Source organism: Microvirga arsenatis, assembly GCF_009910705.1.
Lineage (GTDB): Bacteria > Pseudomonadota > Alphaproteobacteria > Rhizobiales > Beijerinckiaceae > Microvirga > Microvirga arsenatis.
Map to the genome: position 1 here is coordinate 19,597 of NZ_JAAAXJ010000007.1, position 12,676 is coordinate 32,272.

The 12,676-nt window shown below is 67.7% G+C and carries 10 protein-coding genes; 3 read left to right on the forward strand and 7 right to left on the reverse strand.

Going from position 1 to position 12,676, the window contains the following annotated elements; translation table 11 throughout:
* Positions 1–2: 2 nt before the first annotated feature.
* The 6 genes from GR303_RS14115 to ilvD form a co-directional block, all read right to left on the reverse strand.
* A complete protein-coding gene (locus tag GR303_RS14115) occupies positions 3–1,496 on the reverse strand; it encodes a sensor domain-containing diguanylate cyclase (protein ID WP_161722892.1) in 1,494 nt (497 codons plus the stop codon).
* 25 nt (positions 1,497–1,521) lie between these two features.
* Positions 1,522–1,839: a quaternary ammonium compound efflux SMR transporter SugE gene (sugE, locus tag GR303_RS14120; RefSeq protein ID WP_161722893.1), complete on the reverse strand. Its 318-nt coding sequence runs from the start codon at positions 1,837–1,839 to the stop codon at positions 1,522–1,524.
* Positions 1,840–1,978: 139 nt separating this feature from the next.
* Positions 1,979–2,278, reverse strand: coding sequence for a hypothetical protein (locus GR303_RS14125; RefSeq protein ID WP_161722894.1), 300 nt, complete (start codon positions 2,276–2,278; stop codon positions 1,979–1,981).
* A gap of 124 nt (positions 2,279–2,402) precedes the next feature.
* Positions 2,403–5,231, reverse strand: a complete 2,829-nt coding sequence (locus tag GR303_RS14130; protein WP_161722895.1) for an autotransporter family protein — start codon at positions 5,229–5,231, stop codon at positions 2,403–2,405.
* Positions 5,232–5,470: 239 nt separating this feature from the next.
* Positions 5,471–7,528: a glycoside hydrolase family 113 gene (locus GR303_RS14135; RefSeq protein WP_161722896.1), complete on the reverse strand. Its 2,058-nt coding sequence runs from the start codon at positions 7,526–7,528 to the stop codon at positions 5,471–5,473.
* Between the two features lie 242 nt (positions 7,529–7,770).
* A complete protein-coding gene (gene ilvD / locus GR303_RS14140; protein ID WP_161722897.1) occupies positions 7,771–9,600 on the reverse strand; it encodes a dihydroxy-acid dehydratase in 1,830 nt (609 codons plus the stop codon).
* Positions 9,601–9,768: 168 nt separating this feature from the next.
* Between ilvD and GR303_RS14145 the strand changes: the two genes are divergently transcribed.
* Positions 9,769–10,371 (forward strand): cation transporter, encoded by a 603-nt coding sequence (locus GR303_RS14145; protein WP_161722898.1) that lies wholly within the window; start codon positions 9,769–9,771, stop codon positions 10,369–10,371.
* Between the two features lie 46 nt (positions 10,372–10,417).
* Positions 10,418–10,654 carry a hypothetical protein gene (locus GR303_RS14150; RefSeq protein WP_161722899.1) on the forward strand — a complete coding sequence of 79 codons (237 nt, stop codon included), beginning with the start codon at positions 10,418–10,420 and terminating at the stop codon, positions 10,652–10,654.
* Between the two features lie 57 nt (positions 10,655–10,711).
* On the opposite strand, the gene GR303_RS14155 is transcribed toward GR303_RS14150, so the two are convergent.
* Positions 10,712–11,149 carry a YqaA family protein gene (locus GR303_RS14155; RefSeq protein ID WP_161722900.1) on the reverse strand — a complete coding sequence of 146 codons (438 nt, stop codon included), beginning with the start codon at positions 11,147–11,149 and terminating at the stop codon, positions 10,712–10,714.
* A gap of 197 nt (positions 11,150–11,346) precedes the next feature.
* Between GR303_RS14155 and GR303_RS14160 the strand changes: the two genes are divergently transcribed.
* Positions 11,347–12,525 (forward strand): BaiN/RdsA family NAD(P)/FAD-dependent oxidoreductase, encoded by a 1,179-nt coding sequence (locus GR303_RS14160; protein ID WP_161722901.1) that lies wholly within the window; start codon positions 11,347–11,349, stop codon positions 12,523–12,525.
* Positions 12,526–12,676 lie beyond the last annotated feature (151 nt).

The following is a 12,676-nucleotide window of genomic DNA, read 5'->3' on the forward strand; positions in this document are numbered from 1 at the left end:
GCTCACGCCGCCTGGGCCGTGGCCACGCGGTTGCGGCCGCCCTGCTTGGCCCGGTAGAGGGCCGCGTCGGCCAGGGTGATCAGGTCCTTCGGGCCCATGCGGGAGCGGTCGAGGCTCGGGACGCGGGTGGCGCTGCCGACGCTGACGGTGAGGATGCCGATCGGCGCATTCGCCTCGTGCGGAACCGTCAGCGCCTCCACCTTCGCGCGGATCTCCTCGGCGACGACAGCCGCGCCGGACTCGTCGACGCCGGGCAGCAGCACGACCAGTTCCTCGCCCCCGTAGCGCGCGACGAGATCGGCGGGCCTGCGGGCCGCGCCGGCAATGGTCCTGGCAACCTCCTGCAGGCATGAATCGCCGGCCTGGTGGCCGTAGATGTCGTTATAGGCCTTGAACTGGTCCACATCGACCAGAAGCAGGGACACGGGCGATTTCTCCCGCGCGGCGCGCAGCCATTCCGTCTCGAGCCGCCGGTCGAAGGTGCGCCGGTTGGCGAGGCTCGTCAGGCCGTCGGTGGTGGCCAGAACGGCGAGTTCCGCCTCTGCGGCCTCGCGCCGGCGCAGCTCCCCGGCAAGGTTCCAGCCGAGGGTGCCGATGAGGATGACGAGGATGACGATGGCGACCGTGCGAAAGACGAACTCCTCGTTCCAGTTCTTGAGGGCCTCCTCCTGTCCCACGGCGGCAAGCACCATGACGGGATAGATGTGGTTGCGCTGAACGGACGCGAACCGCGCCACGCCGTCGATGGGGGAGACATATTCCCCGAAGCCCGGCACCCTGCCCGATTCGGCCCATGCGCTGAAGGCCTGCTTCACTCCGATGGCCGATTCGAGGTAAGGATAGCGGGACAGGAGCGTGCCGTCGGTGCCCAGAAGCGCGACGGTGCCCTGGGAGCCGATGTCGAAGCGGCCGAAGAAATTGGCGAAGTAGCGGGGCGGGATGCTGATCTGCACCACGCCGGCAAAGGTGCCGTTCGGCTTGGCGAGGCGCCGCGACACGGTCAGCACCCAGTCGCTGCCGAGCGGGTCGCGGATCAGGGATCCGAAGCGGAGCTTCCCGTCGATCGTGTTCTTGTGGTGCTGGAAGAAGGCCTGCTCCTGAGCGTTCACCTTGTAGCGGTGTCCGGGAAGCGAGCTGCTCAGCAGAAGGCCGTCCTCGCCATAGACCGTCAGCGACTTCACCGATTGGAGCGTCTGGATCCGCTCGGTGAAGAAGCCGTCCATGGCCGCGATGACGGCGGGCGTGGCGCCGCCGGTCTCGATCCGGTCCACCACGTCGACGAGAATGGCGTCGGCGAGGTTGAAGATGTCCTCCGCATGCTGGCTCAGGGACTTGGCGAGGTTCTTCATCTCGCTCTGGATGCGGGCGAATTCCTGCTCCCGCTCGTGCCAGTCGCGCCAGCCTTCCAGCCCGAGGATCACCAGGCACACCACGAGCACGAAGGCCCGGAGTCCCCGAGCCGAAGCGTGTGGCCTGATGTGCGTGAATGCCCTCATGACGCTGCCACCCTAACAGCCCAAGCTATCCTGAAGCCATCTTCAGGCCGAGGATCCCGGAGACGATCAGCCCGATGCAGACAAGACGCAGCATTGTTGCGGGTTCCTCGAAGAGGTAGATGCCGAGCAGCGCCGTTCCCACGGTGCCGATCCCGGTCCAGACCGCATAGCCGGTTCCGACGGGGAGGGATTTGAGGGCGAGGCCGAGGAGCAGGACGCTGACGATCATGCTCAGGGCCGTCAGAACGGAGGGAAGCGGACGGCTGAAGCCGTCGGTGTACTTCAAGCCGATCGCCCAGCCGATCTCGAACAAGCCGGCGAGCGCAAGCCAAATCCATGCCATGACAGGACCTCCGTCATTGGCAGGGCCGTCCCTACCGGGCGTCATGAAAGGATGAGGTCGTCCTCACCTCCTCGGATATAGAGGGTCGAGGGGTGGCGCACAACCGTTTTGCCTGGGACCTCTGTCCCAAGCTGTAAGATTAGTTACCGGGCTCCTCGGAAACCCGGCCGGAGCGGCTTAAGGAGGCCATGGGATCGAAGGGCGCGTAGATCTGGTGCTTCCAGTCGTCGCCGCAATTGATGCAGATGGAGCGCACCATGTGGTTGCTGCGCTCGAGGCGCTTGAGCAGCCTCTGCTGCCGCTCGACCGCCTCGTTGGCCTCGCCGTCCACGCCCGAAGGGCGGACGGTGAGCTGAAGCGGCCTGCTCTCCGGCGCCGTCTGGGCATGGGTCGGCGCTGCGAGCAGGAGAAAGCTGGCGGTCCATGCGAAGCGGTTCATCGGCATCCTGCGGCTGAGCGGGCTCTGAACGTCACAGGAATCCAGGACACAGTGTTTCGTCAAGGCCGAATGCGGTGCCTGAGACCTTTGGCAGCGGCGGGAGACCCCGCCGCTGCCGTCCGTCCTAGAATCGCACGCTCAAGGAGCCGCGCAGGGTGTGCTCCTGGTCGCGCCGGCCGATGGCGCCGTCATACATCACGCCGAGGGTGACCGTGTCGTTCACCTGCCAGTTCACGCCCACCTCCACCACCAGGCTGTCGCGGTCGATGGGGGCGCCGACCACGAGGAAGGGCGTCGGGAAGCCGTCCACCGTGAAGCGCGCCTCGGGCCGCACGTCGCCGAAGGCATGGCGCCAGCCGAGCATGCCCTTGAAGGTGAGGGCGCCTGATTCGGTCGGCACCGTGGCGGCGAGCCGCACGCCGAGGGTGGAATAGAGGGTGTCGAACGCCGCGACCTCGCCCGTTGCCCGGTACGGCGAGGCGTTCTCCACGACGTCATGGCCGCTCACATGCACATAGGCGAGGCCCGCGAAGGGCTCGAGCGTCACCCGCTCCGCAAGCCGGAACGTGTAGCCGATCTCGCCGAACACCTGCACGGAATCCGCCGAGGTGCTCGCGGCGCCGCCCCGGAACCGCCCGGCGACGGCATTGCGGGAGAGGTCGATCTCGTGATGGGCATAGGCCACGCCGCCGCGCAGGCCGAGGGCCCCGAAGGCGGCGGAGCCGTAGGCGCCGAGATGGAAGCTCTCGATGTCGCCCGAGGCTGCCGCCGCGTCGATGTCGAAGGAGGTGGCGAGATAGCCCGCCGCGATGCCGAGGCGGTAGGGGGTGCCGAGGCCCGCATCGACGCCGACCACGATGCCGCCCGTGGCCCGGTCCATGGCGGCCGAGACCGGCGTGGCCTCGCTGTGGCCAACGGAGCCGAGCACCTTGCCCCACGCGCCCCATCCGGTGCCCTGCTGTGCCGGCGCGGCGGCAACGGGAGCGGCGGGCGGGGCATGGCGCCCGGGAAGATCGGCCGCGTACTGAACCGGAACGGAATCGATGGCGACGAAGGACGGCATCGCGCCCATGGCGTTGGACGCCGAGCAGCGCAGGCGGCACAGCACCGCCGCACGGAACAGGTTTTCGTGGTGCAGGATCGTGACCGGCGGCGTGGTCTCCGGTTGCAGGGGAGGGGCAGGCCTCGGGCGGCTCGGATCTTCCGGAGGAGCGTCGGGCGGAGGCCGGTCGGTGAAGACGGGCAGGAGCTCCAGATAGACGTTGTTCGCGTCCTTGGTCAGGATCGGCCGGAAGAAGATCAGGTCGTCCACGTCGCTGAACTGCCCGGTCACGCCCTGCCGGGCGGTGAGGATCGTCCAGCGGCCCGGCGAGTAGGCGGCCCGCTCCGCATGGACCTCCACCGTGCCGCCCCGGATGGTCGCCCGACCGTCGGCCACGATGCGGTCGCTCTCGAAGCGGTTGTTGAGATCCACGCGATAGGTGGTGCCGGCGGCGATGTTCACGTCGCCGCGCACGTTCAGGGTGCGGATGTCGCCGACGCCCGCGCGGCTCGCGGCGCCGTCGACGCCGGGAGAGAGGATGCTGCCCGCAAGCGCATCGATGCTGCCGACGGTGCCCGTGCCGCCGAGCGTCGCGCCGCGATGGACGGTCATGTCGGAGCCGCCCATGCTGCCCGTCACGAGCAGCGTGCCCTCGCGCACGGCCCACGGCATCGCAGCGTTGTTGTCCTTCTCCGTCGTCCAGGTGGAGGTGCCCACCTTCTCGAAGCGCTCGAAATCGCGGTACTTGGCGCCGGCGCCGATCTCGCGCACGTCGAAGGCGGCGTTCGTCGCGCCTCCGAGCTTGAAGGTGTCCGTGCCGGCGCCGGCTCTCGCGAGGCCCTGGATGGTGGAGCTGGCGCCGATGAGCAGGGAGTCGCTGCCGTCGCCCAGATCGATGGCGGCGCCGCCCGCGACGTCCGTTCGGATGAGCCCGAAATTCTCCACGTCCTCCGCGCCGAAGCGGCCGCGCAGGGCGACCTCGTCGCGGCTCAGGATCCGGCCGCTCGCATGGTTGATGATGGTGTTGCCCTGGCCGGCATTGCTGATGACGTAGAGCCCTTCGCCGTCGGTGCCCAGGCCCTGCACGGTGCCGCGGTTGTCCACCCGGTTGCCGGTTCCCTCGAGCTTGATGCCGCGCGCCTCGGCGCCCGATGCGGTGATCGTGCCCTCGTTCGTGACTGTGCCGGCGTTGCCGATCAGGCGGATGCCGTCGGCGGTGAAGCCGGTCGTCGCGATGGTGCCCCGGTTGACGATGGTCGCGTTCCGCGCCGGGTTCGTGACGCCGCCGCCATCGGCGCGGATGCCCTCGCCGCCGGCGCCCGTGGTGCTGATCGTGCCGGTATTGACGAAGGTGTTGTTGTTGCCCTCCGCGATCATGCCGCGGGCCGACGAGCCCGACGTTTCGAGCCTGCCGCCGTTGCGCAGCACGTTGTCGTGGCCGCGCGCGATCATCGCCTCCGACGAGATGCCCTGGGTGGTCACGCGGCCTCCGTTCGCGAGCGTGTTCCGGCTGCCCGTGGCCTCGATGCCGTCCACGGAGTTCTGCTGCGTCGCCACCGTGCCGTTGTTGACGATCGTGCTGCCGTCGTCCTCGGCATAGATCGCGTTGAAGGCCCCATCTCCGTTGCCGCCGGTGACGGTGACCGTTGCGCCGTTGTCGATGGTGACGGTGCTGTCGCCTTCCACGCGGATGGCGGCGCCGCTGGTCTGCATGGTCGTGCCCGCCTGCACCTCGACCGTCGACGGCGTGTTCTCCCGCGCCCAGTAATGGTCGGTGGTGTTGCCCGAGCAGACCACGTTCGTCCGCCCGCCGGAGACGCTCGACGTGCACGCCGCCTGCGCCCGGTCGAGCGGAGCAGCGATCGCGGCGAGAGAGAGGGCCAGGGCGCCCGGCGCCGGCGCTCTTTGCAAGAGGCGGATCATCCGCCGGGCTGCACAGGCGTTCGACACTTCATCGCGGCCCGGAGCATCCGGACCTGCATGTCCTCGTTTCGGCATCTCGCTTCCCCATGGTTATCTTGTAACGGGGCGAGATAGAAGGCGTCTTCGCGCCGAATACTCCTCGTTTGGAGGGGGAGACGGGGTTCGAGGCAGAAAAATGATGGGTGCCATCCAATCTGATGTGCGTTTTCGCACATGCCGCTTGGCCTCTAGAGGACGAGGAGGTCCTTTGAGGTGAGCGCCAGGCTCTTCTTCAGCACGGCGAACTCGACCGCCCTGCCCATTCCCGAGCCGTCGGCGTCGTAGGAGAGCACGCCCGTCTTCTTGTTGTAGACGATGTGGTCGTTCCTGTCCTTGGCCTGGGTGCCGGTGACGAAAAACTCGTCCTTCAGCGTGCCGGTCTTCTTCAGCTTCGTGAAGATCCTGTTCTCCAGCCGGATCGTGTCGTCCTTCACCGAGAAATCGGCGATCGTGTCGAAGTTCACCGTCCGGTCCGTCTTGGAGGTGCCGAGCCTGGTGTCGAACACGAAGCTGTCCCTGCCCGCGCCGCCTGACAGCCTGTCGTTGCCGGAGCCGCCGTTCAGGGTGTCGTGACTGCCGCCGCCGGAGAGGCTGTCGCTGCCGGCGGCGCCCGCGAGCAGGTTGCGCCCGGCATTGCCGGTGAGCATGTTGGCGGATGCGTTGCCGGTGAGCGCAACGGAGGATGCGCCGGATGCCACGGCGTGCTCGACATCGGGGGCGAGCGCATGGGTGATGCTCGCGATGACGGCATCGACGCCCCCGCTGTCGATGGTCCGGTCGGCGCGGTCGTCGATCCGGTATGTATCGTCGCCGAGGCCGCCGCTCATGGTATCCGCCCCCGCGCCGCCATCGATCGCGTCATGCCCGTCCGTTCCCGTGACGACGTTGTTCAGCGCATTGCCGATCAGGGTGAGGGAAGAGGCGCCAAAGGCCGTGAGATTCTCCACATGGGCGGGCAGTCCATAGCTGACCGAGCTTGCCACGGTGTCGCTGCCGCCTCCCGGCCCGTCCTCGATGACCTGATCGCCGGATTCGTCCACGAGATAGGTGTCGTTGCCGGACTTGCCGCGCATGACGTCGGCGCCCGTGCCGCCGTCCAGCACGTCGCCGCCCGCGCCGCCCCAGAGAATATCGGCTCCGCCGCCGCCATGGAGCAGGTCGTTGTGATACCCGCCCTCCAGCCAGTCCGAGCCCGCCGTGCCGATGCGCATCAGCCCGGCGCCGTGGGCGGGGCTCGAATAGCCCGTCGTCACGACGGCATCCGCGGGCTTGCCCTGGGTGGTGTAGTCGGACGCCCAATACGCATCCGCCACGGTCTGGTAGCTCCACAGGAACGCGCCGTCGAGCCACGACCCGCCGTAATTTTGCATGACATGAAAGAGCGCCTCGTAGGCGTTCTTCTGCTCCTGATCGTCCGGCGTGCCCGCGGGCTCGTAGACGCCAGGGTCGCGGGCGGTGCCGTCGATGCTCTGATAGCCCACTTCCGTGAAGACGATCTGCTTGCCCCATTGGGCTGCGATCGACCTGTAGTAGTCGACGGCCGACATCCCCTTGTGGATCGCGTCGGTGTAGCCGATGGGCGAGGGCTTGATCCATGCATCGATCAACTGCGCGACGGAAGGATCGTCGCTGTCGGTCATCGGGAAGTACGCATTGATCCCGATGACGTCGAGCCTGTCCCAGAACGCCACCTGCGCGGCCTCCGGATCCGTTGCCGCATAGGTCAGGGGGCCGTTGTAGACGGCGCGCACCGCATCGATGATGTCGATCCACTTCGCGGTGTAGTGCGCAGCCGTCATGCTCCTCATCTCGGTCCCGATCACGAACATGGCGGCGCCCCCGGCCTGCGCCACCCTCGCGTATTCCACGATCATGCTCTTGTAGTTCCGGAACCAGAGATCGGGATCGGCAGGCGCGATCTCGGCACGCCACACGCGGTTGTCCGTTTCCAGATGCGGCTTGAGCACGACCTTCAGGCCCTTGGCCGCCGCGCTCCGGATCGCCGCCTCCACCTGCGCGAAGGTATCGCTTTCGCTGTTCGCAGGGTTGTGCGGGTCGAGGTTCAGCCGCACCGTGCTGCTGAACTCGGTCTGCATGAAGAAGCTCGGGACCAGGGTCACGGTGTTGGCGCCCGCGGCCCGGATCGCGTCCAGGGCCGCCCGGCCGCTCGGCGTCGCGAAGTTGCCGCCCCAATAGGAGGGCAGGCTGATGCCCTCCCAGGTGAAGATCTCCTCCGCAGAAGCCATGCATGCGCCCCGAGACCGGTGTTGTTCTCGCGCCCCCTGTGTGCCCTGCACCCCGTGGGGGCGCTGGACGGTCGTTCCTGGTGGTGCCGTCCTTTCGACGCGAACAGGTAAGCACAAAAGAACTCCCCCTGAATCGGGGATTCAGGGGGAGTTTGCTTCACCGGAAGGATAACGCGGGTCAGGGCCGCACCGGGCAGGGGCTTCGCTGCCGCGGGAGATCCTCGGGCGCGTATTCGCGCCGGTCAGATCTGGCGCACGGCGCCCTTGGCGGCGCTGGTGGCGAGCATCGCATAGGCCTTGAGGGCTGCGGACACCTTGCGCTTGCGGGGGGCGGCGGGCTGCCAGCCCCTGGCCTCCTGCTCGGCGCGGCGGCGCTCCAGCTCCGCCTCGTCCACCGCGAGGTGGATGCGGCGGTTCGGGATGTCGATCTCGATCCGGTCGCCGTCCCGCACGAGGCCGATGGTGCCCCCTTCCGCCGCTTCCGGCGAGACGTGTCCGATCGAAAGCCCCGAGGTGCCGCCGGAGAAGCGCCCGTCGGTGATGAGCGCGCAGGCTTTGCCGAGGCCCTTCGACTTCAGGTAGCTCGTGGGGTAGAGCATCTCCTGCATGCCCGGCCCGCCGCGCGGTCCCTCGTAGCGGATGACCACCACGTCGCCGGCCTTGACCTTGCCGTTGAGGATGCCGCTCACCGCATCGTCCTGGCTCTCGAAGACGATGGCAGGACCCGAGAACACGAGGATGCTCTCGTCCACGCCCGCCGTCTTCACGATGCAGCCGTCGAGCGCGAGATTGCCGGAGAGCACGGCGAGGCCGCCATCCTTCGAGAAGGCATGCTCCGCATCGCGGATCACGCCGGAGGCGCGGTCCGTGTCGAGACTGTCGTAGCGGCTTTCCTGGCTGAAGGCGGTCTGCGTCGGCACGCCGCCGGGAGCCGCGCGGAAGAAGTCGTGCACCGCATGGGAGTTGGTGCGCCGCACGTCCCAGCGGTCGAGGGCCGCCTTCAGGGTCTCGGCATGGACGGTCGGCACGGAGGTGTCGAGCAGCCCTGCGCGGTCGAGCTCACCGAGAATGCCCATGATGCCGCCGGCGCGGTGCACGTCCTCCATGTGGACGTTCGCAACCGCAGGCGCGACCTTGCACAGCACCGGCACGCGGCGCGACAGGCGGTCAATGTCCGCCATGGTGAAGTCAACCTCCGCCTCGTGCGCGGCGGCGAGCAGGTGCAGCACCGTGTTGCTCGATCCGCCCATGGCGATGTCGAGGGTCATGGCGTTCTCGAAGGCGGCAAACGACGCAATGGAACGCGGCAGCACGCTTGCGTCGTCCTGCTCGTAATAGCGGCGGGCGAGGTCGACGATCAGGTGTCCCGCTTCCACGAAGAGGCGCTTGCGGTCGGCATGGGTGGCGAGCGTCGAGCCGTTGCCCGGCAGCGACAGGCCCAGCGCCTCCGTGAGGCAGTTCATGGAATTGGCGGTGAACATGCCCGAGCACGAGCCGCAGGTGGGGCAGGCGGAGCGCTCGATGGCCTTGATGTCCTCGTCGGCCACCTTGTCGTCCGCGGCGGCCACCATGGCGTCCACGAGGTCGAGCTTCCTGGTCACGCCGTTGAGCACGACCTTGCCCGCCTCCATCGGCCCGCCGGAGACGAACACGACCGGGATGTTGAGGCGAAGCGCCGCCATCAGCATGCCGGGGGTGATCTTGTCGCAGTTGGAGATGCACACCATCGCGTCGGCGCAATGGGCGTTGACCATGTACTCGACGGAATCGGCGATCAGCTCCCGGGAGGGCAGGGAATAGAGCATCCCGTCATGGCCCATGGCGATGCCGTCATCCACCGCGATGGTGTTGAACTCCTTGGCGACGCCGCCGGCCTTCTCGATCTCCCGCGCCACGAGCTGGCCGAGGTCCTTGAGGTGGACGTGGCCCGGCACGAACTGGGTGAAGGAGTTGACCACGGCGATGATCGGCTTGCCGAAATCGGAATCCTTCATGCCCGTGGCCCGCCAGAGGCCGCGGGCCCCTGCCATGTTGCGGCCGTGGGTGGTGGTGCGAGAACGATAGGCTGGCATGGCTTCCCCTGAGACTTTGGGCCTTGTTCGACTCAAATTGCGCGATTTGCAAGAAAATTTGCCATTCCTTGTGGTCGCGCCTGCCGTGCCGCAATGGAATTGCTCGCCGGCCCGCCCGGCTGGAAACAGCCCGTCGCGTTTGCTAGGACCCGACGCGGGGGGATATCCATGAACCAGCAGGCCGTCAGCCAGCCCCTGCGCCGGGCAGTCGCCGTCGTGGCGGCCCTCAACCTCGGCTATTTCGGGGTCGAGTTCTCGGTGGCGCTCGCCATCGGGTCGGTGTCGCTTTTCGCCGACAGCGTCGATTTCCTGGAGGACGCCTCCATCAACCTCCTCATCCTGCTGGCCATGGGCCTCACGGCCCGGATGCGGGCGCGGGTCGGGATGGTGCTGGCCGGCATCATCCTCGTGCCGGGCCTCGCCACCCTCTGGATGGCCTGGGAGAAGTTCTGGGCGCCGGTCGCGCCGGAGCCCGTGCCGTTGTCGCTCGCCGGGATGGGGGCGCTCGCGGTCAACCTCGCCTGCGCCCTCCTGCTCGCCCGCCATCGCCAGCACGGCGGCAGCCTGACGAAGGCGGCGTTCCTCTCCGCCCGCAACGACGCCTTCGCCAACGTGGCCATCGTCGGCGCCGGGCTGGTGACGGCGGCGACCCTCTCCGCCTGGCCGGATCTCATCGTGGGCCTCGCCATCGCGGCGATCAACGCCGATGCGGCGCGCGAGGTGTGGGAAGAGGCCCGGGAGGAGCACAGGGCTGAAACGCCTCCTGCCTGAAGGCGTTGTCCTGCCTGAGCCATCCTGAACGAGACAGGACCGCCCCATGCTGAGCAAGGACGAACTGGACGCCCCCGCCCACCTGCAATACGAGCCCATCGGCACGGCCGGCCAAGGCCACCCCAGCGACATCCGGGAATTCGCCACCCTGCGCGAGGCGGTTCACTGGGCCATGACCAACGAGGCTCCGGCCGGCATGGAGGCGGTGATCCGCGCCAATTCCGGCGCCGTCCTCGGGCCGCGGCACCTGGAGGAGATCTGGTCGAGCCTGCAGGGGCCGTGAGAGACGTCCCACTGCGATTCCGGGCTCCGCTACGCGGCCCCGGAATGACAGTAGGCTTCAAATCCACCCCAGGCTCAAGGCTCCGACGGCGAGATACCGCCCGGTCTTCGCCAGTGCCACGAGGGGGATGAAAAATCGCAGGGGCTCGCGCAGCAACCCCGCCACGATGGTGAGCGGATCGCCGATGATGGGGACCCAGCTCAGCAGCAGGGTCCAGCGCCCGTAGCGGTGATACCAGGCTTCGGCCCTGGCCATCTGATGGCGCTTCACCGGAAACCATCGGCGATCCTCGAAATGGGCGAAGAAGCGGCCCAGGAACCAGTTTACGATCGAGCCCAGAATGTTGCCCACGCTCGCCACGAGGATGAGCATCCACCAAGTGTAATGCTCGGCCACCAGCATGGCGAAGAGCACGGCCTCCGACTGGAACGGGAAGATCGTAGCCGAAAGGAAGGCGGCGGCGAAGAGGGCGCCGTATTCGGAGAGATGCGTCATGGGGCGTGGCGAAGGATGGATCGACGGACAAGCGCGAAGGCTCAATGCGGAAGCGTTGGCATGCTTCCCGCCCTCGCGCAATCGTGAGCCGCTTGCATCGACGGCTCCGGCCGCATACTGAGAGCGTCTCGCAGGACCGGAAGCCCTCGGTCGAGGCGTGCCCTTATCGGCCTGGACGGCGCTCAGGAAGATTTCTCTTGGATCGGTACGACGTTGTGGTGCTCGGCGCAGGCGCGGCCGGAATGATGTGCGCGGCCGAGGCCGGCAAGCGCGGTCGCTCCGTGCTGGTGATCGACCATGCGGCGAAGCCCGGCGAGAAGATCCGCATTTCCGGCGGCGGGCGCTGCAACTTCACCAATCTCCATGCGGCTCCGGCGAACTACATCTCGCAGAATCCGAGCTTCTGCATCTCGGCCCTGCGCCGCTACACGCAAGCCGACTTCATCGCCCTCGTGGAGCGCTATCGTATCGCCTATCACGAGAAGACCCTGGGCCAGCTCTTCTGCGACGGCTCCTCGAAGCAGATCGTCGACCTGCTGCTCGCCGAGATGCGGCAGGCGCAGGCGGAGCTTCGCCTCTCCACCTCCGTGCGATCGGTCGAGAGGACCTCGGAAGGGTTCGCGCTGCAGCTCTCCCAAGGCGCGGTGCAGTGCCGTTCGCTCGTGGTGGCGACGGGCGGGAAGTCCATTCCGAAGATGGGCGCCACCGGCTTCGGCTACGATCTCGCGGAGCAATTCGGCCTGAAGGTCGTGGAGACACGGCCTGCCCTCGTGCCGCTGACGCTCGAGCCCACCATGCTGGCGCGGCTCGCGCCCCTCGCCGGCGTCGCCGTCGATGCGGTGGCGGCCTGCGGCAGGACGCGGTTTTCGGAGGCGCTGCTCTTCACCCATCGCGGCCTGAGCGGGCCTGCGATCCTGCAGATCTCGTCCTATTGGCGCGAGGGCGGCGAGATCGAGCTCTCCCTCCTGCCGGGCGTCGACCTGTTCGAGGAGCTGCGCGCCGCCCGCGCGCAGAACGGGCGTCAGGCGCTGCAGACGGCGCTCGCGGCCTTTCTCCCGAAGCGGCTGGCGCAGCTCGTCGCCGAGACCGAGAAAGGCCCCGCCCATCTGGCGGATTATTCCGACAAGCGGCTGCGCGCCGTGGCGGATGCGGTGAACCGCTGGCGCTTCAAGCCCGCCGGGTCGGAGGGCTACCGCACGGCGGAGGTGACGCTCGGCGGCGTCGACACCCGCGAGCTCGATTCCCGCACCATGGAGGCCAAGGCGGTGCCCGGCCTCTACTTCATCGGCGAGGTGGTCGACGTGACCGGCTGGCTCGGCGGCTATAACTTCCAATGGGCCTGGTCCTCCGGCTGGTGCGCCGGGCAGGCCGTGTGACCGTTGCGGGCTCCTGAAAGGCCAAGCCTTCCGACGGGCCATGTGCGCTGAAGCACACGCCTTTCCCAAAGGTCATTTTTTCAACCGGAAGTTCATTGAGGTCCTGTGGCCTCTTGACGATATAAAGTTTCACAAGAATGTCTGAAAAGGA

Coding starts and splice junctions, on each gene's coding strand:
- GR303_RS14150 (WP_161722899.1), top strand. CDS start 10,418: ATGCTGAGCAAGGACGAACTGGACGCCCCCGCCCACCTGCAATACGAG.
- ilvD (WP_161722897.1), bottom strand. CDS start 9,600: ATGCCAGCCTATCGTTCTCGCACCACCACCCACGGCCGCAACATGGCA.
- GR303_RS14155 (WP_161722900.1), bottom strand. CDS start 11,149: ATGACGCATCTCTCCGAATACGGCGCCCTCTTCGCCGCCGCCTTCCTT.
- GR303_RS14135 (WP_161722896.1), bottom strand. CDS start 7,528: ATGGCTTCTGCGGAGGAGATCTTCACCTGGGAGGGCATCAGCCTGCCC.
- GR303_RS14115 (WP_161722892.1), bottom strand. CDS start 1,496: ATGAGGGCATTCACGCACATCAGGCCACACGCTTCGGCTCGGGGACTC.
- GR303_RS14145 (WP_161722898.1), top strand. CDS start 9,769: ATGAACCAGCAGGCCGTCAGCCAGCCCCTGCGCCGGGCAGTCGCCGTC.
- GR303_RS14125 (WP_161722894.1), bottom strand. CDS start 2,278: ATGAACCGCTTCGCATGGACCGCCAGCTTTCTCCTGCTCGCAGCGCCG.
- sugE (WP_161722893.1), bottom strand. CDS start 1,839: ATGGCATGGATTTGGCTTGCGCTCGCCGGCTTGTTCGAGATCGGCTGG.